Below are 19,141 nucleotides of genomic sequence, written 5' to 3' on the forward strand. Positions count from 1 at the left end.
CAGCCGGGGGCACCGCCCCCGGACCCCCGAGGTATTTGGGCAAAGAAGAAGGGGCAGGTGTCCCTTGCACTGCGGCTGACCCGTTGGGGCATGGTGTGGGAGCGTGCGGCGCGGGCCTTTTGGCCGCTGGCCGGATTGCTGTCGGGCCTGTTCGCGGCATTCTCCTTGGGCGGCGTTGGCGCGGTGCCGCCCGCCATTCTGCCATGGCTGGCAGGTGGGGCGCTGGTTGCCCTGCTGGTAGCGGCGATCCGGGGCGGGCTGCGTTTTCGCCGGGTTCGCGAGGCCGAGGCGGTCGAGCGGTTGGACCGGACCTTGCCGGGGCGGCCCCTGACGGCGCTGCGGGACCGGGCGGCGATTGGCGGCGAGGGGGCGCTCTGGCAGGCACATCTGGCACAGATGGAGATGGAGGCGGCGCGGGCGCGGGCGGTGCGTCCCGATGCCGATCTCGCGCGGCGCGATCCGTTCGCCCTGCGGCTGGCCGCGTTGGTCGCGCTGGTCATGGCGCTGATTTTCGGCGGCACCGCCCAGATGGGGCAGGGGATCTCGGCCATCGCGGCGACCATCAACCCGCCATCTCCGGGTGTGGAAGAGGGTGCGCGTGGTCCCGGATGGGAAGGCTGGGCGGAACCTCCGGCCTATACCCGGCGCCCGACGATCTACCTGAACGCATTGCCCGAGGGCGAAATGCTGGAACTGCCGAAGGGCAGCATCGTGACGTTCCGGCTCTATGGCGAGACCGCCGAACTGACGCAGGATATCGGGCCGGAGCGGGGGGAGGATGCGCGTGCCCCGGAATTCCGTGCCGAGCGCTCGGGCGTGATCGGGATCGCCGGCCGCCGCTTTGCCGTGACCGTGTTGCCGGATCTGCCGCCGGTCATCCGGGCCGGGGCGGCGGCAACCCGGCGCGCGACGGGCGGATGGTGCAGCCTTTCGAGGCCGAGGACGATCACGGGGTCGTTTCGGGCGAGGCCCGGATCGAGTTGAACCTGCCGGATGTGTCTCGGGAATTCGGGCTGGCGGTGGAACCGGAACCGCGCGAAGCCCTGTCTCTCGATCTACCCTTGCCGCGATCAGGCGATCGCAGCGTTCTGCGCGGGCAGTTGGTTCAGGACCTGTCGCGGCATCCCTGGGCGAACATGCCCGTCAATCTCACCCTGCGGGCAATCGACGGAATCGAGCAAGAAGGGCAAGCTCCCCCGGCCGAGATGGTTTTGCCGGGGCGGCGGTTCTTCGACCCGCTGGCTGCCGCGTTGATCGAGTTGCGCCGCGATCTGCTGTGGTCGCGCGAGAATGCCGGGCGGAGCGCCGAGATCCTGCGGGCGGTCACATGGCAACCGGAGGGTTTTGTCGAAGAGCCGCTATATCTGCAATTGCGGGGTGCGGTGCGGGTGCTTGAATCCGGCCCGTTGAGCGAGGAGGCGCGCGACAAGCTGGCCGAGGCCCTGTGGAAGGCGGCCGTGCTGGTCGAGGATGGCGGGCTGGCCGATGCCCTTGAGCGGATGAAGCAGGCGCAGGAAAAGCTGTCCGAGGCGATCCGCAATGGTGCCAGTCCCGACGAGATCCAGCGGTTGATGAACGAGCTGAAGGAAGCCACCGACGCCTATACGCGGATGCTGGCGGAACAGGGCAAGGAGGATCCGTCCGAACGCTTCACCCGGAACCAGGAGCGGCAGGAGATCACCGGAGACCAGATCCAGCAGATGATGGATGAGATCCAGCGGTTGATGAACGAGGGCCGGATGGCCGAGGCCCAGCAACTGCTGGAGCAGTTCAACCGCATGATGGAAAACCTTCAGGTCACCCAGGGTCAGGGCGGCGAAGGCCGTCAGGGTGGCGGCGAGGGCAATCAGTCGATGAACCGCCTTGCAGATACCTTGCGCGAACAGCAGCGCCTGTCGGATGAGGCCTTCCGCGAGATGCAGGAGCAGTTCGGAGAAGGGCGGCTTGGCCAGACCCCGGAAAGCGCCGATGAACTGGCGCAGCGCCAGCGCGAATTGCGGGAAGAGTTGGGGCAGCAACGGGGCATGCTTCCCGGCCAAGGCTCCGAATCCGGCGACGATGCGGGACAACGGCTGGACGATGCCGGGCGCGCCATGGAAGATGCCGAGCAGGCCTTGCGAGACGGTGACCTGGGCGGAGCGTTGCAGCGGCAGGCCGATGCGATCCAATCGATGCGCGAGGGGATGCGTGCGCTTGGCGACATGCTGGGGCAAGGCGAACAGCGTCGGGCAGGCGATGATCGGGAGGGAGGGCAGGATCAGCCCGGTCAGCCATCCGGACCTTCAGAGGAGCAGGAGCGGCAGAGCGGATCGGCCTCTCCGCGTGATGGCCGCCCGGTGCTGGACCCGTTGGGGCGGCAGCAGCCCGGGAACGGCAATGTGATCACCTCTGGCGATCCCTTGGCGGAGGGAAGCGATCCTGCGGCGCGGGCGCGCGATCTTCTGGATGAAATCCGGCGCCGGAGCGGCGAGCGTGAACGGCCGCGGGATGAACGCGACTATCTGGGGCGGTTGCTGGACCGGTTCTGATGTCCGCCGGCCCGCAGCATGCCTCAATCGCGCCGGATCAGCGCCGATCCCTGTTGCTGCAACCATTGCCGCCCGGCATCCACATGCTGGCGATATTGCATCAACTGACGGCCGAACTCGCCATTTCCCGCCATCCCCGGCGCCATGGCATAGAGGGCAAGCGCGAATGCCGCGATACCCGCCGCCAGCCCGAAACCGGCGAAATAGCCTTTGCCGGTTTTTTCGGGCGGTGCACTCTCGTTCCGCATGGTTGCCATCGGGGGGGCGGCAGGTTCGGATGCGGTGGCCATATCACGAGGTTCTGTCCCTGGAGGCGTCACACCCGGCTCCGGTGGTGTTTCCGTCGTCAAATCGCTCCTGGGCAGGCTGTGTGGCAGATCGCGAATATCCGGCCTGGCCTCGGGATCGGTCACGGTTGTCGCCGGCCAGTCCGGATCGGGTGCGTCCGATGAATTCTGCGTGATAAGCTCTCCCTGCCGGGCGCGGCGTTCGTATTCCACCTCTTCGCGGAGGATATTAAGGACATTGTCGGGAAGGCGGCGCCTGAGCGGTGGAATGTCGCCGGGAACCGGAGGATGCTTCTTGTCGTCATCCGTGGTGGGAGAGGTGGCGGAGGGCGCGTGGCGCACGACCGCGGGCTTTTGTGATTCGCCGGATCCCTCGCTTGCCGGGGCGACGGCCAGCCAGACCCGGCCGCAGGCGGTGCATTCCACCTCTCGCCCGGTTTCGGGGATCGCGTCTTCGGGCAGGCGGTATTCGGTTCCGCATTTCGGACAACCCAGCCTTATTTCACCCATGCCACCCTCTCGCATTCGCTGTGCGGCTGTTCTATCAAGCGCGAGGCCGGCTTCCAAGCGGAAGACCGAGGAACAGGAATTGGGAGAGCGCGCTTGATCGAGATGCAGGATGTGAGCTTTGGCTATCGTGCCGGCTCCGAACTGTTGTCGGGGATGACGCTGAGTCTGCAGCCGGGCATGTTCCATTTCCTGACCGGACCGTCGGGTTCGGGCAAGACCACGCTGCTGCGGCTGTGCTATGCCGATCTCTTGCCAACCGCCGGACGGCTGAGCGCCTTCGGCCAGGATGTGGCGGGGCTTTCGCGTGACGGCATCGCCATGCTGCGCCGTCGGGTGGGGGTGGTGCACCAGGACACGCAATTCCTTGACCACCTGCCGGTGGCCGAGAATGTGGCGCTGCCGCTGAGCGTCTCGGGGCAACCGGTTGACATGGCGGCGATGCGCGATCTGCTGGGTTGGGTCCAGCTTGCGCAACATGCCCGCGCGCTGCCGCCATCGCTCTCGGGCGGAGAGCGGCAGAGGGCGGCGCTGGCGCGGGCGGTGATCCTGTCGCCCGATGTCGTGCTGGCCGATGAGCCGACGGGAAATCTGGACTGGGACATGTCGATGCGGCTGATGCAATTGCTGATCGAGTTGAACAAGACGGGCAAGGCCGTGCTGGTTGCGACCCATGACCTGAACCTGATCCGTGCCGTCAAGGCGCAGGTCTCGGCCCGGGTCCTGCGGATCGCGGGCGGCACCTTGCAACTGGCGGGGGCGGACCTGTGAAGCGCGGCGAATTCCGGACGCTGAACCTAAAGGCGCTGTGGCAAGGCCTGGTCGGGCGCGATGGCGGGGCGGGAAACCGCATCGTGCCGCCAACCGGGTTCACCGCCCATCTGACCCTGTTCTCGGCTGGCGCGATGGCGTTCCTGGCGGTTTTCGCGTTGGCGCTGGCGCTGGCGACGGGCCGATTGGCCGAGCGCTGGTCGTCGGAACTGGCCCAATCGGTGACGGTGCGGGTCGGCGCCTCGGAGGGAAACCAGGACGCATTGACCCAATCCGTCATGCAGATCCTGCAGACTACGCCGGGGGTTGGCCAACCCAGGTTGCTGCCCGATGACGAAGTGGCGGAACTGCTCACACCATGGTTCGGCCCGGATCTGCCGATCGACGCCCTGCCGGTGCCCGACCTGATCGAGATGCCGATCGCCGGTCCGGATTTCGATTCCGAAGGGCTGCGGCTGCGACTGGAGGCAGAGGCTCCGGGGGCGATCCTGGACGATCATACCGAATGGCGGCGGCCCCTGGTGTCCGCCGCGCAGCGCCTGCGGGCCCTGGGCGTGATATCGCTGGTATTGATCGCGGCGGCTTCGGCGGCGATGATTACCCTTGCCGCCAAGGCGGCGCTGGCCGCGAACGGGCAGGTGATCCAGGTGCTGAGGCTGATCGGTGCGCGCGACATCACCATCGCCATCGCTTTCGTGCGCCGCTTTACCCATCGCGCCGCCATCGGCGCCGGGGCGGGGACCGTGTTGGGCATGGGTGCGATGGCATTGCTGCCGAACATGGATGCTGCAGGGGGCTTCCTGACCGGGCTTGGCTTCCATGGCTGGGGCTGGCTGATACCGCTGCTGATTCCCGTCGTGGCTGCCGCGGTGGGTTTCTTTGCGACCAAATGGGCGGCATTGAAAATGCTGGAATCGGTGCGATGAGCCGCAGGACGACGCCCGAGCCGGGCCTCCTGGGACCCTGGCAATACCTGCAGAATGCCCTGTTCTATCTGCATGTGGGCGTGGCGACCCTGCTGATGGGGTTGGCTGGTATCCCTGAAGTGATGCGCCGGGGACGGGCCGGCGCGAACCGGGTGGCGACGCGCTGGATCGGCTATGTGCTCTGGGCGGCGCGAATACATATGGGCGTGACCTGCGAGTTGCGCGGCACGCCGCCCGCAGGCGACTGCATCGTCGCCGCCAAGCACCAGTGTTTCCTCGACATCCTGGCCCTTGCCCATGCCCTGCCGGAGCGCAATTTCATCATGAAGCGCGAGGTGATGCGGGTGCCGGTGATGGGCTGGTATGCCTACAAGGTGGGCTGCATTCCGATTGACCGGGCGCGGGGGCGCGACGCGATGCGTGCTATCGGTGAAACGATCAACAAGCGGCTGGTGGGAGAGGGGCTTGGGCAGTTGATCATCTATCCCGAGGGCACGCGGACGCGCCCGGGCGAACGGCGGAGCTACAAGCACGGTGTCGGCACGATCCGCTCGGCGACCGGCCTGCCGGTGGTGCCCGTCGCGGTGAATGCCGGGTTGTTCTGGCCGCGCAAGGGCTGGGGCGTGCGTCCGGGGCGCGCGGTGATCGAATTCCTGCCCGCCATCGGGCCGGATTTTCCGGCACAGGCATTCATGGCGCAATTGTCGGAACAGATCGAGCACAATTCAGACCGGTTGATGGCAGAGGCGGGGTTCATGCATGAACTGGCTCAAAGAGACTGATCTGACAGGGATTTACCGTGCTCCCGGCCCGGCATCGACGCGCAAGGTGGCCGACCGGCTGACCCCGGATTACGCGCGTTTCATCGCGGCGGCGCGGTTTTGCGTCCTGGCGACGGTCGGACCCGAGGGGACCGATGCCAGTCCCCGTGTTGATGACGGGCCGGTGGCGCGGGCGCTGGACGAGCGGCACCTGGCGATTCCCGATTGGCGAGGCAATGACCGGATCGATTCGATCCGCAATATTGTCCGCGACGGACGGGTCAGCCTGATGTTCCTGGTGCGCGGCTCAGACAACGCCATCAGGGTCAACGGGACGGCGCGGCTGACCGATGATGCCGAATTGCGGGAAAGCTTTGCGCATCAAGGCAAGCTGCCACGCACGGTGATCGTGGTGCAGGTGGCCGAGATATATTTCCAATGCGCGCGGGCGGTGATCCGCTCGGGGCTGTGGGAAAGCGGGGACGATAGCGACGGGTTGCCGACGCCGGGGCAAATCCTTGCGAACATGACCGAAGGCGGGGTCGGCGGCGTCTCTTATGACGCCGAATGGCCGCAAAGAGCCGCCAGGACCATGTGGTAGGCCGCGCCGAAGCGCGGCCCACCGGATTATCTCAACTCGTAATATTTCGGGACATAGGGCCGTTCTGGCGGAAGGCCGATGTCGCGCCGCAGATGCGGGCAGAGATGGTAGGGGTCGGGCGGCCTCGCCCGCCTTTTCCGTGGCATCAGGAGCGCCCGGATCGTGGCCCATAAGACCGGCATCGCACCATAACGGTGGATCAGGCGTTCGATGGTGGGGCGCGGCGTCAGCACGCGTGCGGGAAGTTGCGCAATCATTGCGGTCTCCATAATCACCCATGCTTGGACATGGGATGCAAGTGGTTGGTTGTGTTGATAAAAGACATGACGGAACGCCACGCAAAACGTGGTGGGTCAGATCATGTCAGCTTGGAAACTGCCCTTGCGGGGCGGATCAGCCTTGTCGGTTCAGCGACAGGGGATCCACCATGAGAAAGGCGTATGCGATGCAAGGTTCAGTCATGCAGGCCCCTCCTCTCTCGGCTTGAACAATGGGCAGGGCTAATGACTGCCGCAGCGAAGGAAAGACGGCAAGACTTCAAGGCGTGATCGCCGGGAAAGAGGATGAACTGTTGCCATAATGCCGCAGTCGGGAGATTCGGTGATCCCGTGACAGGTGCTTGTCCGGCTAAGCCTTCCGAAGCGAAGGGCCTGGTCTCAGGCCAGAGATTTCGAGCCCATCGACAGGAATTTCTGCCGGCGATCCTTGATCAGTTCCGCCGGTTTCTTGCCCGACAGGTCTTTCAGCATGTCGGCGATTCCCTCTCCGACCGCCTTGATCGCATCCTCGGGCTTGCGCTGTGCCCCACCCAGGGGCTCGGCGATGATCCGGTCGATCACATCGAGCTTCTTCAGGTCCTGCGCGGTCAGGCGCAGGGCTGTGGCGGCGTCGCGCATCTTGTCGGAATCCTTCCACAGGATCGAGGCACAGCCCTCGGGTGAGATCACCGAATAGATGGAATGTTCCAGCATCGCGATGCGGTTTGCCGTCGCGAAAGCCACCGCACCGCCCGAGCCGCCCTCGCCGACGATCACGCTGACCAGCGGCACGCCGATCTCCAGGCATTTCTGGGTGCAACGGGCAATGGCCTCGGATTGGCCGCGCTCTTCGGCGCCTTGCCGGGATAGGCGCCGGGCGTGTCGACGATGGTGATCACCGGCAGACCGAAGCGGTGCGCCATGTCCATCAGGCGAATCGCCTTGCGGTAACCCTCGGGGCGGGCCATGCCGAAATTATGATCGATCCGGGACTTGGTATCATGCCCCTTTTCATGGCCGATCACCACGCATGGCGAATCGTTGAACCGCGCGAGTCCGCCCATCACGGCATGATCGTCGCCAAAGGCGCGGTCGCCGGCAAGCGGGGTGTATTCGGTGAAAAGCCCGTCGATATAGTTGCGGCAATGCGGCCGGTCGGGATGGCGGGCGACCTGCGTTTTCCGCCAGGGATCGAGATTCTTGTACAGGTCCTTCAGGAGATCGCCGGCCTTCTTGTCCAGCGCCGCCGCCTCTTTTTCGACATCGACCGCGTCTTCGGATTTCCGGGCCATGGCGCGGAGTTCCTCGGCCTTGCCTTCAACATCGGCCAGCGGTTTTTCGAAGTCCAGATAGACCATGCGCGAGATGCTCCGGGCTTGTTCGCTTTGCGCCCCTATATGCTTGTCCGTGGAGCGGATTGCAACGTGGGTTGCTTCACGGCCGGATCTCGACCTCGGTGCCGATGGCGGTGGCGGCGAAAAGCTCGGCAATTTCGGCGTTCGAGATGGCGATGCAGCCTGCCGTCCAGTCTCCGGGCAAAAGGATCCCGCGCGGCAACTGGTTCGGCTGGCCGTGGATGAAGATATCGCCGCCGGGATCGATGCCTTCGGCGGCGGCGCGGGCACGGTCTTTGGCTTGCGGATAGTCGATGCCGAGCGACAGGTGATAGGCGCTGGCCTCATTGCGGCGATCGATACGGAAAATGCCCTCGGGGGTCTTGCCGTCGCCCTGCTGGCGCTTGTCGCCATCGGGAGCGAAGCCAAGGGCGATGCGATAGGTTTTCAGCGGTGCGCCATCCCGGTAAGCGACCATTCGGCGGGCAGATTTCTCGATCAGGATACGGTCTACCGGCCCGGTCAGCACAGCGGGATCGGGCGCGGGGCGATCCGGTGCGGTGGGGCGTTGCGGAAGCAGCGCGATCCAGATGGCGCAGATCAGCGCCACCAGCGTCAGGGCAGAAAAAAGCCGGGCAAGCAGCTTCATTGCAGGTCGGAAAAGGCCTCCCGAAGCCGTTTCACCGCTTCGGTCACGCGGGCGCGCGGGGTGGCGATGTTGAAGCGCAGGAAGCTTTCGCCGCCCTTGCCGAAACTGGTGCCGTGATTGACGGCGATGCGGGCGGTCTTTTCGACGCGGGCGGTGAATTCGGCGGTGCTCATCCCGGTGCCGGAGAAATCGACCCATGACAGGTAGGTCGCCTGCAGCGGCATCGAGCGCAGGCCGGGAATGGCGTTCACACCCTCGTCGAAGAGGCGGCGGTTGTTGTCGAGATATTCGACCAGCGCATCGACCCAGGCCGCGCCCTCGGGGGAATAGGCGGCCGCGACCATATCCATGCCGAACAGGCCGGGAGAGACGCCGCGCGCCATCAGCGCAGCCTTGAATTTCGCGCGAAGGTCGTCATCGGCGATGATCGCGTTGCCGATATGGGCGCCGGCGATGTTGAATGTCTTGGTGGCGGCGGTCAGCGTCACCAGCCGGTCGCGGATATCCGGCACGACATCGGCGATCATGCGGTGGCGCTGGCCGGGCATGAGCAGGTCGCAATGGATGTCGTCCGAGACCAGGATCAACTCGTGGCGGGTGCAGAAATCGGCCACCTCGCGCAGTTCCTCCTCGGTCCAGACCCGGCCGCCGGGATTATGCGGCGAGCACAGGATCAGCAGCCGCTCACCGCCTGTCAGCATGGTTTCCCAATGCGACCAGTCCATGCGATAGCCGCCATCCTCGATGGCCAGCGGCAGCTCGACCAACTCGCGCCTGCTGGCGCGGATGACGCGGCCAAAGGCGTGATAGACCGGGCTCATCACGATCACCCCGTCGCCGGGGTTGGTATAAGCATCCAGCGCCATCGCCACGCCATTGACCAGCCCGGCGCAGGTCAGGATCCATTCGCGCTCGATCTGCCAGCCATGCCGGTTCGCCATCCACCATTGGATGGCGTCGAGATAAGGGGCGTTCGCGCCGGGATAGCCATAGATTCCATGCGCCGCGGTTGCCTCGACGGTGCGCTGGACGGCGGTGGGGGGGCGGAAATCCATGTCGGCCACCCACATCGCCAGCCCGCCCTGGCCGGGCGAGACGCCATAGGCGCCCTCCATGTCGTCCCATTTCGAGCAATGCGTGCCGATGCGGTCGATCACCTCGTCGAAATCGGGCTGGGTCATGGCGGGCTCCCTCGTTTCCGCGTTCCGTCATATGCATACGCTGCTTGTTGCGTAAGGTGAAGCCATCGCCTAAATCGCTGTCATGAGCATTAGACCGATCCTGATTCATCCCGATCCGCGCCTGAAAAAGCTGGCGGAGCCCATTGCAAGCGTCACGCCCGAGATCGAGGCGCTGGCCGATGACATGCTGGCGACGATGTATGACGCGCCGGGGGTCGGCCTGGCCGGGCCGCAGGTGGGCGTGCTCAAGCGGATATTCGTGATGGATGCGAATCGCGATCCGGAGGCAGAGCGTCAGCCGATGGTGCTGATCAATCCCGAAGTGACATGGTCCTCGGACGAGACCAACACCCATGAGGAAGGCTGCCTGTCCATCCCCGAGCAATATGCCGAGGTGACCCGGCCCGCGCAGGTGAAGATGCGCTGGCTGGGGCTGGACGGCAAGACCCATGAGCAGGAGTTCAACGGGCTCTGGGCGACCTGTGCGCAGCATGAGCTGGATCACCTGAACGGGGTGCTGTTCATTGACCACCTGTCGGCGATCAGGCGGCAGATGATCACCCGCAAGATGGTCAAGCTGAAGCGGGATCTTGCACGTGGCTGAGGCGTGGGGCAGCGCATGACGGTCCGCCCCTTCCTGCCCTATACCGACCGCCGGTTGCATAGCCCCGCCGATCCGGTCGAGGCGGTGACCGAAACCGTGCGGATGATCTGGGACGACATGATCGACACGATGGAGGCGATGCCCGGGGTGGGGCTGGCTGCGCCGCAGATCGGCATCATGTTGCGGCTGGCGGTCGTGGATGCGTCCGAGGCGCGAGGGCAGGTCGTGCGGATGGCCAATCCCGAATTGCTGCATGTGAGTGTGAAAATGCGTAGCCATGAGGAGGCCAGCCCGAACCTGCCCGGTGTCTCTGCGCGGATCGAGAGACCGCGTGCGGTGACGGTCCGCTTCCTGAACATGGACGGCGAGATAGAGGAACGCGATTTCGTCGGGCTCTGGGCGACCAGCGTGCAGCACCAGATCGACCATCTCGATGGGCGGATCTATGTCGATCACCTGTCGCCGCTCAGGCGCAAGATGCTGGTGCAGAAATCGGCCAAGCTGGCGCGGCGGGGGTAAGCTGGCCGGGGGCTTCGCGCCCCCGGACCCCCGCGGGATATTTTGATGAAGAAGAGGGAGGCGGGGATGCGCGTCGTATTCATGGGAACGCCGGATTTCTCGGTTCCGGCCCTGCGGGTGTTGGCCGCATCGCATGAGGTCGCCGCCGTATATTCGCAGCCGCCGCGCGAGGCGGGGCGAGGGCAAAAGCTGCGGCCGTCCCCGGTACATGCCGAGGCGGAACGGTTGGGGATCGAGGTTCGGACTCCGTTGCGGTTGCGGGATACCGGGGCGCAAGAGGCTTTTGCCGCGTTGCAGGCGGATGTAGCGATCGTCGTGGCCTATGGGTTGATCCTGCCGCAGGCGGTCCTGGAGATGCCGCGCTTCGGTTGCCTGAATATTCACGCTTCGCTGCTGCCGCGCTGGCGTGGGGCGGCTCCGATCCATCGGGCGGTGATGGCCGGCGATGTCGAAACGGGCGTCGCGATCATGCAGATGGAGGCAGGGCTGGATACCGGGCCGGTCCTAGCCGAGGCGCGGACTCCGATCGGGGTCCGCGAGACAACCGCCGATCTGCATGACCGTTTGGCGGAGATGGGGGCGGAGCTCATCGCCGAAGTCCTGACCGGCCTGCCCATGAAAGCGCGCTCGCAACCCGAGCAGGGCGTGACCTATGCGGCCAAGATCGACAAGGCCGAGGCGCGCATCGACTGGAGCCGTCCCGCGACGGAACTGGACCGCCAGATCCGTGGGCTTTCCCCCTTTCCCGGGGCGTGGTGCGAGATCGATGGAGAGCGGGTCAAGCTGCTGCGCAGCCGGTTATCCGAAGGGCAGGGCGCGCCGGGACAGGTCCTGTCCGGGTTCCGGATTGCTTGCGGCGAAGGTGCCGTCGAGATCCTGCAGGCTCAGCGCGCAGGCAAGAAGCCGATGGAAGCCGCGGAATTGCTGCGTGGCTGGGAACTGCCGCCCGGCTGGATTGAATGCGGATATAGCCGGGATCCTGGCCGCTTTCTTCCATGTCCCGGCTCCTCCTTCTTTGTCCAAGGGTCTATCCAAGCTCAGCGCCTGAGAGGTTTCATGCTGCAGGAGAGCGGCAGGCTGAAAGCCGATGTCAGGCCAGTTCCCGATGCCTGACAGCGCGGTGCAGGATGTCGGTCACATGGGCGCTCAGCGGCACATGTCCGGCCAGGATATCGGCGATTTTCCACCATCCCGCATCCAGCGCGTCATCGGCAGCCACGGGCTCGCCCGAAACATAGTCGCACAGCACCGCTGCCAGCAGGAAATGGAACTCGATCCCGCCATCGGGACCGCGCCGGATCAGGTCGACATTGTCGAGATAGAAGCGCGGAATCGCCGTGACCCCGGTTTCCTCGGCCAGTTCGCGGGCGGCGGCGGCCAGTGCGGTTTCCCCGGGATCGACATGGCCGCCGGGAAAGCCCCAAAGTCCCGCATCGGGTGGGTTGCGGCGGCGCACCAGCAGCACCTCGTCACCGCGAAGTGTGACTGCGAGCGCGGCCAGCCGGGGAAAACCGGGCATTTGCTCAGCGACGGCGGTCGCGGCGCGAGCTCATCGGCTGGAAGGCGACCCCGACATGCGCCTCGCAATAGGGTTTGCCGGGCTGGCTGGGCAAGCCGCAGAACCAGAATTTGTCGGTCGCGGGATCGCCGATCGGCCATTTGCAGGTCCGCTCGGTCAGTTCCATCAGCGACAATTTGCGGGCCTTCTTCTCGACTTCGCGGACCGAGGCCAGTGCCTCGGGGCTGATCTCGTTGGCCGAGGGTTGCGGCGGCAACGGCTGGCCTGCCGGAACGATGGGACGGCGCGGCGCGGGAGTAAAGGCCGGTTGCGGCGCCTCCTCTTTCACGGGGGCGGGGTCGGGTTTGGCCGCTGCCGGTTGCGGCGCGGGTTCGGGCTTGGCCGGTGCCGATTTCTTCTCGGGCTTCTTCTCGGCCGCCGGGGCAGGGGCGGGCTTGGCCTCGGCCTCGTCATTGCGGTTCGACAGGCCAAGCCGGTGAACCTTGCCGATGACGGCATTGCGGGTCACCCCGCCCAGTTCCTTGGCGATGGCGCTGGCCGACTGACCCTCGGCCCACATGCGCTTCAGCGTCTCGACACGTTCATCCGTCCAGGACATGGTTGCCTTTCCGGGCGGACTCGTCCGCCGCCCCATCTTGAAACCCGCGATTGACCCCGTCACAAACGGGATGCCGAGATTTAGCCTTCACGCGACAGGAATTCAAGGACAGCAGCATGAGCGGAACGATGTCAGACAAGCAGACCGCCATGGGCGTGCGCAGATTCGGCCGGGTCAACTGGCTGGGGCTGCGCACTCTGGCCACGCGCGAGGTGATGCGCTTCCTGGCGGTCTGGCAGCAGACGGTCTTTGCGCCGCTGATGACGGCGGGGTTGTTCGTGCTGGTCTTTGCGCTCGCCCTTGGCCAGGGACGGGGCGAGGTCATGGGGTTGCCCTACCTGCAATTCCTCGGCCCCGGCATCCTGATGATGACGGTGATCCAGAATGCCTTCGCCAATACGTCATCGTCGATCACCGGTGCCAAGGTGCAGGGCAATATCGTCGATACGCTGATGCCACCGCTGTCGGCGGGCGAGTTGCTGGCCGGTTACCTGGCCGGTTCCGTCGCCCGGGCGGGGCTTGTCGCCATCGTGATCGGGACGGGCATGATGTTGGTCACCGGGGCGGGAATCGCGCATCCGCTCTGGGCGGTGACTTTCGTGCTGCTGGCGGCGCTGCTGTTGGGAGGGCTTGGTATCCTGGCCGGGATCATGGCGCAGAAATTCGACCAGATGGCGGCGATCACCAATTTCGTCATCACCCCGCTATCCTTCCTGTCGGGCACCTTCTATTCCGTCGATGCACTGCCCGAACCCTTCCGCAGCCTGTCGCATTGGAACCCGATCTTCTACCTGATCGACGGGGCGCGCTACGGCGTCACCGGCATCAGTGACGCACCGCCGCTGCGGGGGCTGGCGATCTGCCTGCTGGTGGTGGCGGCGGTGTTGTATCTGTGCTGGCGCTGGCTGAAATCGGGCTACCGGATGAAACCGTGATTGCAAGACCGGCAAAAGCGCGCTATGGGCGATGTCATGATCACACGGACCGCCAGTTTTGCCCGCTCCCGACGTTGACGCTTCGTCACCGTCCGATCACGTCTGCCCTTCATAAAATCTGTCATGCCATCCGGGGAATCCGCCATGATTTCGCATGTTCTGCCGACCTATAACCGCGCCCCTCTTGCCTTCGAGCGGGGGGAAGGAAGCTGGGCCATCGCCACGGACGGAACCCGATATCTCGATCTTGGCGCCGGGATCGCGGTGAATGTGCTGGGTCATGCCAATCCCGATCTGGTGGCGGCGCTGACCGAACAGGCGGGGCGGATCTGGCATGTCTCGAATCTCTACCAGATCCCGGAACAGGAGAAACTGGCCGATCTGCTGGTCAAGAAAACCTTCGCCGATACGGTATTCTTCACCAATTCCGGCACCGAGGCGGCGGAACTGGCAATCAAGATGGTGCGCAAGTTCTGGGATCACCAGGGCGATCCCGAGCGCATCGAGATCCTGACCTTCGACGGCGCCTTCCATGGCCGCTCGACCGGGGCCATCGCGGCGGCCGGATCGGACAAGATGGTCAAGGGTTTCGGCCCGCTCATGCCCGGTTTCCGGCAATTGCCCTGGGGCGATATCGAGGCGCTGAAAGCCGTCATCACCGATCGCACCGCCGCAGTGTTGCTGGAGCCGATCCAGGGAGAGGGCGGCATCCGTCCGCTCGACGATGCGGAGCTACGTGAAATCCGGGCGCTCTGCGACAAGACCGGCACCCTGCTGGTGCTGGACGAGGTGCAATGCGGCATGGGTAGGACCGGGCGGCTCTTCGCGCATGAATATGCGGGAATCGCACCCGATATCATGATGGTGGCCAAGGGTATCGGCGGCGGCTTTCCCCTGGGCGCGGTGCTGGCCACCGAACAGGCGGCGGCGGGGATGGTCGCGGGCACGCATGGCTCGACCTATGGCGGCAACCCGCTGGCTTGCGCGGTCGGCGCGCGGGTGATGGAGATCGTCGCCGATGATACCTTCCTCGCCGAGGTGAACCGCAAGGCCGCCCTGTTCCGGCAAAAGCTGGAAGGGCTGATCGCTGCTCATCCCAACCTGTTCGAATCCGTGCGCGGGCAGGGGCTGATGCTGGGCCTGAAATGCAAATCCGCGCCCGCCGATCTGGTCAGGGCGGGCTATGCCCAGCATATCCTGACCGTGCCTGCCGCTGATGATACGCTGCGCCTGCTGCCTCCGCTGAACATCTCGGACGAGGAGATCGCCGAAGCCGTGGCAAGGCTCGACAAGGCGGCGGAAAGTCTCGATGCCTGATTATCACTTCAGGCCGGTAGATCGGGACGACCTGCCGATGCTGGCCGAATGGCTGCGCGATCCGCTGGTCGCCGAATGGTGGCCGGTTCCGGATCATCAGCTCACCCTGGTGACCGAGGACCTGGATCGGGCCGTCATGCGGCAATTCATTGCGCTGCATGGTGAAAAGCCTGTCGGCTATGCGCAATGCTACCCGGCCCATCATTGGCCCGCCCCGCATTTCCACGACCTGCCCCCGGATACCATCGCCATCGACGTCTTCGGCGCGCCCGAGGGCCGGGGTCATGGCGGTGCATGGCTGCGCGCACTCGGAGATCTGCTGCTGCGCGAAACCTCGCTGCTCGTGATCGACCCATCCCCGGACAATCGCCGCGCCATCCGCGCCTATGAAAAGGCCGGTTTCACAGGCGATACCGTCCGCCTCGATTCCGAGGGGCAGTCCGTGCGGATCATGACCCGCCTACGATGACGCCCTTTCTTCTTCATGCAAATATCCCGGGGGAGCCACCGATACGGTGGCGGGGGCAGCGCCCCCTTGACCCCGCCGCCACAAGCGGGCTTGCTGGCCCAAATCGCCGAAAGACATCCAGATGAAACATTTTCTAGACATCCACGCGACCTCCAAGGACGAACTCCGCTCGATCATCGACCAGGCGCATGCCATGAAAACCGCCAGAAACGGCCGCCCCAAGGGCACGCCCGATGACGAATTGCCGCTTGCGGGGCGTATGGTCGCGCTGATCTTCGAGAAACCCTCGACCCGTACCCGCGTCAGCTTCGATGTTGGTGTGAGGCAGATGGGCGGGCAGACCATGGTGCTGTCGGGCTCGGAAATGCAGCTCGGCCATGGCGAGACCATCGCCGACACGGCGCGGGTATTGTCGCGCTATGTCGATCTGATCATGATCCGCACCTTCGAAGAGGCGACGCTGCAGGAGATGGCCGAATATGCCAGCGTGCCGGTCATCAACGGGCTGACCAACCGTACCCATCCCTGCCAGATCATGGCCGATGTGATGACATTCGAGGAACATCGCGGCCCGATCCGGGGCCGGAAAGTGGTCTGGGTGGGCGATGGCAACAATGTCTGCGCCAGCGTGATCCACGCCGCCGGGCAGTTCGGCTTCGATTTCACCTTCACCGGCCCGCCACCGCTGGACCCCGAGAACGAAGCCCTGGAATTCGCTCGGAAACAAGGGGTTGGCGTGACCATCGAGCGCAATCCCCACAAGGCGGTCGAGGGTGCCGACCTGGTCTTTGCAGATACATGGGTCAGCATGCATGATCCGCAATCCGCCAGGGAGCGTCGCCATAACCAGTTGCGCGGCTACCAGGTGAACGAGGAATTGATGGCGCGGGCCAAGCCCGACTCGCTGTTCATGCATTGCCTGCCCGCCCATCGCGAGGACGAGGTCACCAGCGCCGTCATGGACGGGCCGCATTCGGTGATCTGGGACGAGGCCGAGAACCGGCTGCACGCGCAAAAGGCGGTGATGCGGCACTGCCTGGGGCTGTAGGGCTGCCGCTTATCCCTGACGGTGACAGCAGGCGCAGGCTGTATTGCTAGGGCGCGGGGGGCAGGCAGCCCCCCGACAGTCGCGGGATGCAATAAGGGCGGTTACCCGATTGCAGCGGCGCGAACCTCATCATCGATACCCGGCAGATATTGCGCGAAATTGTCGCTGAACATCTGCACCAGCTTCCGGGCCTGCATGTCATAGGCTTCCGGGCTGTCCCAGGTCTTGCGCGGATCGAGCAGCACATCCGAGACATTCGGCACGCTGACCGGAACCTCGAAGCCGAAATTCGGATCGCGTCGGAACTCGGCATCGTTCAGGCTGCCATCCAGTGCGGCGGCCAGCAGGGCGCGGGTCGCCTGGATGGGCATGCGCGAGCCGGTGCCGAAAGCCCCGCCGGTCCAGCCGGTATTGACCAACCAGCAGCTTGAACCATGCTTGGCGATCTTTTCCTGCAGCAGCTTGCCATAGACCTCGGGGCGGCGCGGCATGAAGGGTGCGCCGAAGCAGGTCGAGAAGGTCGGGATCGGTTCCTTCACACCGACCTCGGTGCCCGGCGTTTTCGAGGTGAAGCCCGAGAGGAAGTGATACATCGCCTGCGCCGGAGTCAGGCGGGCGATGGGGGGCAGCACGCCGAAGGCATCGCAGGTCAGCATGATGATATTCTTCGGATGCCCGCCGAGGCTGGTTTCCGAGGCGTTCGAGATCGCGTCTAGCGGATAGGCGCAGCGCATGTTGTCTGTGATCGAGTTGTCCTCGAAATCCAGCTCCAGGCTGTCCTCGTCATAGACCATGTTCTCGATCACGGTGCCGAAGCGCGATGTGGTGGCGTAGATCTCGGGCTCGGCCTTGGGTGACAGGCTGATGGTCTTGGCATAGCAGCCGCCCTCGAAATTGAAGATGCCGCGATCGGACCAGCCATGCTCGTCATCGCCGATCAGCACGCGCGAAGGATCGGCCGAAAGCGTCGTCTTGCCGGTGCCAGAAAGGCCGAAGAAGACGGCACTGTCATCGGGATTGCCGGGGGCGTGGTTGGCGCTGCAATGCATCGCCATGATATTCTTGGCCGGCAGGAAGTAGTTGAGCAGCGTGAAGACGGATTTCTTGTTCTCACCCGCATAGGCCGAGTTGCCGATCAGGATCAGCTTCTTCTCGAAATTCAGCGCGATCACCGTTTCGCTGCGGCAGCCGTGACGTTCGGGATCGGCCTTGAAGCTGGGGCAGTTGATGATGGTGAACTCGGGGGTGAAACCGGCCAGTTCCCCGGCTTCGGGACGGCGGAGCATGTGGCGGATGAAAAGGCCGTGCCAGGCCAGTTCGGTCACGACCCGGACATCCAGCCGCTCCTCGGGATCGGCGCCGCCGAAGAGATCCTGCACGAAATAGTCGCGCCCCTTCATATGGGCTAGCATGTCGGCATGCAGCCGGTCGAAGGCGTCGGGCGTCATCGGCTTGTTGTTTTCCCACCAGATCGAGTCTTCGACGGCGGGCGTGCGGACGACGAACTTGTCCTTGGGGGAGCGGCCAGTATGCGCGCCGGTCGTGACGAGGAAGGTGCCGCCAAGGCCGATCCTGCCCTCGTCACGGGCAACGGCCTCGGTCATCAGGGCAGGTTCCAGCAGGTTGTAATAAACCCGGCCGAGTCCTTCGATTCCCTGATCCTCCAACCGGCAATTCGGGTTTACGCGCGTGGTCATGTGATATTGCTCCTGACTTACTGGGCGCCTGCAAAGGAATGTGACGCAGTAAGTCGGGCCTATAGCACAGGGTTCCCGTTAAAAAAGAAGCTAGCGATCCTAGTTAGCGCAAACTTCATATGTTAACGCCATCAAGCGGCTTGCGGAATGGTGAAAGCTGGAAAAGCTGGCAAGCTCGCCCATGATCGGAGGCAAAGTGATTCGGACCGAGCAGCTACATGGGACCACGGTCGCGCTGGACGGCAAGGGGCTGTTGATCCTCGGGCCGTCCGGTTCGGGAAAATCCACCCTTGCGCTGCAACTCATGGCAGTGGGGGCCGGGCTGGTCAGCGACGACCGGACCGTTCTGCAACGGGAAGGGGACAGGATCATCGCCGCGGCCCCTTCCACCCTGTCCGGCCGGATCGAGGCGCGGGGCCTGGGCATCCTGCACGCGAAGGCGGCAGGACCGGTGGCACTGTCGCTGGTGGTGGATCTGGGGCAGGGCGAGGATATGCGGCTGCCGCCTCATCGGTATCGCGAGTTGCTGGGAATCCGGTTGCCACTTGCACTGGGCCCTTATCGACCGCATCTTTATGCTGCATTGCGGCAGTATCTGCTGGCCGGACGCGCCGATTAGCAGCAAGCGGAAGG

Annotated in this window: 18 protein-coding genes and 3 pseudogenes; 13 read left to right on the plus strand and 8 right to left on the minus strand. The window is 64.8% G+C overall.

The window, feature by feature from the left end; translation table 11 throughout:
* Window positions 1-90 precede the first annotated feature (90 nt).
* Window positions 91-2,528 (plus strand): annotated as a pseudogene (locus A7A09_RS02045) (DUF4175 domain-containing protein).
* A gap of 23 nt (window positions 2,529-2,551) precedes the next feature.
* Here A7A09_RS02045 and A7A09_RS02050 read toward each other — a convergent pair.
* Entirely contained in the window at window positions 2,552-3,325 is a 774-nt protein-coding gene (locus tag A7A09_RS02050) for a zinc-ribbon domain-containing protein (protein ID WP_170166994.1), read from the minus strand.
* Window positions 3,326-3,418: 93 nt separating this feature from the next.
* Between A7A09_RS02050 and A7A09_RS02055 the strand changes: the two genes are divergently transcribed.
* The 4 genes from A7A09_RS02055 to A7A09_RS02070 are packed head-to-tail and all read left to right on the plus strand — an operon-like array spanning window position 3,419 to window position 6,381.
* On the plus strand, window positions 3,419-4,093 hold the full coding sequence (locus A7A09_RS02055) for a cell division ATP-binding protein FtsE (protein ID WP_106689812.1): 675 nt from the start codon (window positions 3,419-3,421) through the stop codon (window positions 4,091-4,093).
* Between the two features lie 20 nt (window positions 4,094-4,113).
* Window positions 4,114-5,019, plus strand: coding sequence for a cell division protein FtsX (locus A7A09_RS02060; protein ID WP_211341024.1), 906 nt, complete (start codon window positions 4,114-4,116; stop codon window positions 5,017-5,019).
* A complete protein-coding gene (locus A7A09_RS02065) occupies window positions 5,016-5,801 on the plus strand; it encodes a lysophospholipid acyltransferase family protein (RefSeq protein WP_106689816.1) in 786 nt (261 codons plus the stop codon). The genes A7A09_RS02060 and A7A09_RS02065 overlap by 4 nt, the downstream gene beginning before the upstream one ends.
* Window positions 5,779-6,381 (plus strand): pyridoxamine 5'-phosphate oxidase family protein, encoded by a 603-nt coding sequence (locus A7A09_RS02070; RefSeq protein WP_106689818.1) that lies wholly within the window; start codon window positions 5,779-5,781, stop codon window positions 6,379-6,381. Before A7A09_RS02065 ends, A7A09_RS02070 begins: the two co-directional genes overlap by 23 nt.
* Before the next feature lie 26 nt (window positions 6,382-6,407).
* On the opposite strand, the gene A7A09_RS02075 is transcribed toward A7A09_RS02070, so the two are convergent.
* The 4 genes and pseudogenes from A7A09_RS02075 to A7A09_RS02090 all read right to left on the minus strand — a co-directional run bounded on the left by A7A09_RS02075 (window position 6,408) and on the right by A7A09_RS02090 (window position 9,802).
* Entirely contained in the window at window positions 6,408-6,638 is a 231-nt protein-coding gene (locus A7A09_RS02075; RefSeq protein ID WP_148043603.1) for a hypothetical protein, read from the minus strand.
* A 399-nt stretch (window positions 6,639-7,037) separates the two neighbouring features.
* Window positions 7,038-7,996, minus strand: a pseudogene (locus tag A7A09_RS02080) (acetyl-CoA carboxylase carboxyltransferase subunit alpha).
* Window positions 7,997-8,072: 76 nt separating this feature from the next.
* The gene (locus A7A09_RS02085) at window positions 8,073-8,621 is read right to left on the minus strand and encodes a L,D-transpeptidase family protein (RefSeq protein WP_106689821.1); all 549 of its coding nucleotides are present in this window, start codon (window positions 8,619-8,621) and stop codon (window positions 8,073-8,075) included.
* Window positions 8,618-9,802 carry a MalY/PatB family protein gene (locus A7A09_RS02090; protein WP_106689823.1) on the minus strand — a complete coding sequence of 395 codons (1,185 nt, stop codon included), beginning with the start codon at window positions 9,800-9,802 and terminating at the stop codon, window positions 8,618-8,620. The genes A7A09_RS02085 and A7A09_RS02090 overlap by 4 nt, the downstream gene beginning before the upstream one ends.
* Before the next feature lie 82 nt (window positions 9,803-9,884).
* Between A7A09_RS02090 and def (A7A09_RS02095) the strand changes: the two genes are divergently transcribed.
* From def (A7A09_RS02095) to fmt, 3 genes and pseudogenes are all read left to right on the plus strand, one after another.
* On the plus strand, window positions 9,885-10,406 hold the full coding sequence (gene def / locus A7A09_RS02095) for a peptide deformylase (protein ID WP_106689825.1): 522 nt from the start codon (window positions 9,885-9,887) through the stop codon (window positions 10,404-10,406).
* A gap of 15 nt (window positions 10,407-10,421) precedes the next feature.
* Window positions 10,422-10,925 carry a peptide deformylase gene (def, locus tag A7A09_RS02100; RefSeq protein WP_106689826.1) on the plus strand — a complete coding sequence of 168 codons (504 nt, stop codon included), beginning with the start codon at window positions 10,422-10,424 and terminating at the stop codon, window positions 10,923-10,925.
* A 66-nt stretch (window positions 10,926-10,991) separates the two neighbouring features.
* A pseudogene (gene fmt / locus A7A09_RS02105) lies at window positions 10,992-11,876 on the plus strand (methionyl-tRNA formyltransferase); the annotation flags it as partial.
* 139 nt (window positions 11,877-12,015) lie between these two features.
* On the opposite strand, the gene A7A09_RS02110 reads toward fmt, so the two are convergent.
* Both A7A09_RS02110 and A7A09_RS02115 read right to left on the minus strand, forming a co-directional pair.
* The gene (locus A7A09_RS02110; RefSeq protein ID WP_106689827.1) at window positions 12,016-12,444 is read right to left on the minus strand and encodes an NUDIX hydrolase; all 429 of its coding nucleotides are present in this window, start codon (window positions 12,442-12,444) and stop codon (window positions 12,016-12,018) included.
* 4 nt (window positions 12,445-12,448) lie between these two features.
* Window positions 12,449-13,042 carry a GcrA family cell cycle regulator gene (locus tag A7A09_RS02115; RefSeq protein WP_106689828.1) on the minus strand — a complete coding sequence of 198 codons (594 nt, stop codon included), beginning with the start codon at window positions 13,040-13,042 and terminating at the stop codon, window positions 12,449-12,451.
* Window positions 13,043-13,158: 116 nt separating this feature from the next.
* On the opposite strand from A7A09_RS02115, the gene A7A09_RS02120 reads away from it, so the two are divergent.
* The 4 genes from A7A09_RS02120 (at window position 13,159) to argF (ending at window position 16,811) form a co-directional block, all read left to right on the plus strand.
* Entirely contained in the window at window positions 13,159-13,977 is an 819-nt protein-coding gene (locus A7A09_RS02120) for an ABC transporter permease (protein ID WP_245999080.1), read from the plus strand.
* A 144-nt stretch (window positions 13,978-14,121) separates the two neighbouring features.
* A complete protein-coding gene (locus A7A09_RS02125) occupies window positions 14,122-15,294 on the plus strand; it encodes an aspartate aminotransferase family protein (protein ID WP_106690039.1) in 1,173 nt (390 codons plus the stop codon).
* On the plus strand, window positions 15,287-15,763 hold the full coding sequence (locus tag A7A09_RS02130; protein ID WP_106689829.1) for a GNAT family N-acetyltransferase: 477 nt from the start codon (window positions 15,287-15,289) through the stop codon (window positions 15,761-15,763). Before A7A09_RS02125 ends, A7A09_RS02130 begins: the two co-directional genes overlap by 8 nt.
* Before the next feature lie 121 nt (window positions 15,764-15,884).
* Window positions 15,885-16,811 (plus strand): ornithine carbamoyltransferase, encoded by a 927-nt coding sequence (gene argF, locus A7A09_RS02135; protein WP_106689830.1) that lies wholly within the window; start codon window positions 15,885-15,887, stop codon window positions 16,809-16,811.
* Window positions 16,812-16,912: 101 nt separating this feature from the next.
* Here argF and A7A09_RS02140 read toward each other — a convergent pair whose 3' ends face one another.
* A complete protein-coding gene (locus A7A09_RS02140; protein ID WP_106689831.1) occupies window positions 16,913-18,508 on the minus strand; it encodes a phosphoenolpyruvate carboxykinase in 1,596 nt (531 codons plus the stop codon).
* A gap of 196 nt (window positions 18,509-18,704) precedes the next feature.
* On the opposite strand from A7A09_RS02140, the gene A7A09_RS02145 reads away from it, so the two are divergent.
* Entirely contained in the window at window positions 18,705-19,127 is a 423-nt protein-coding gene (locus A7A09_RS02145; RefSeq protein ID WP_245999082.1) for an HPr kinase/phosphorylase, read from the plus strand.
* Window positions 19,128-19,141: the final 14 nt, after the last annotated feature.

It is taken from the genome of Paracoccus methylarcula (assembly GCF_003007735.2).
GTDB classification, from domain to species: Bacteria; Pseudomonadota; Alphaproteobacteria; order Rhodobacterales; family Rhodobacteraceae; genus Paracoccus; species Paracoccus methylarcula.

Excerpts from the sequence above, each read along its gene's own strand:
- argF (WP_106689830.1), top strand. The coding sequence starts at position 15,885 with ATGAAACATTTTCTAGACATCCACGCGACCTCCAAGGACGAACTCCGC.
- A7A09_RS02090 (WP_106689823.1), bottom strand. The coding sequence starts at position 9,802 with ATGACCCAGCCCGATTTCGACGAGGTGATCGACCGCATCGGCACGCAT.
- def (WP_106689826.1), top strand. The coding sequence starts at position 10,422 with ATGACGGTCCGCCCCTTCCTGCCCTATACCGACCGCCGGTTGCATAGC.
- A7A09_RS02120 (WP_245999080.1), top strand. The coding sequence starts at position 13,159 with ATGAGCGGAACGATGTCAGACAAGCAGACCGCCATGGGCGTGCGCAGA.
- A7A09_RS02115 (WP_106689828.1), bottom strand. The coding sequence starts at position 13,042 with ATGTCCTGGACGGATGAACGTGTCGAGACGCTGAAGCGCATGTGGGCC.
- A7A09_RS02130 (WP_106689829.1), top strand. The coding sequence starts at position 15,287 with ATGCCTGATTATCACTTCAGGCCGGTAGATCGGGACGACCTGCCGATG.
- A7A09_RS02085 (WP_106689821.1), bottom strand. The coding sequence starts at position 8,621 with ATGAAGCTGCTTGCCCGGCTTTTTTCTGCCCTGACGCTGGTGGCGCTG.
- A7A09_RS02125 (WP_106690039.1), top strand. The coding sequence starts at position 14,122 with ATGATTTCGCATGTTCTGCCGACCTATAACCGCGCCCCTCTTGCCTTC.
- A7A09_RS02070 (WP_106689818.1), top strand. The coding sequence starts at position 5,779 with ATGAACTGGCTCAAAGAGACTGATCTGACAGGGATTTACCGTGCTCCC.
- A7A09_RS02140 (WP_106689831.1), bottom strand. The coding sequence starts at position 18,508 with ATGACCACGCGCGTAAACCCGAATTGCCGGTTGGAGGATCAGGGAATC.
- def (WP_106689825.1), top strand. The coding sequence starts at position 9,885 with ATGAGCATTAGACCGATCCTGATTCATCCCGATCCGCGCCTGAAAAAG.
- A7A09_RS02050 (WP_170166994.1), bottom strand. The coding sequence starts at position 3,325 with ATGGGTGAAATAAGGCTGGGTTGTCCGAAATGCGGAACCGAATACCGC.
- A7A09_RS02065 (WP_106689816.1), top strand. The coding sequence starts at position 5,016 with ATGAGCCGCAGGACGACGCCCGAGCCGGGCCTCCTGGGACCCTGGCAA.
- A7A09_RS02110 (WP_106689827.1), bottom strand. The coding sequence starts at position 12,444 with ATGCCCGGTTTTCCCCGGCTGGCCGCGCTCGCAGTCACACTTCGCGGT.
- A7A09_RS02075 (WP_148043603.1), bottom strand. The coding sequence starts at position 6,638 with ATGATTGCGCAACTTCCCGCACGCGTGCTGACGCCGCGCCCCACCATC.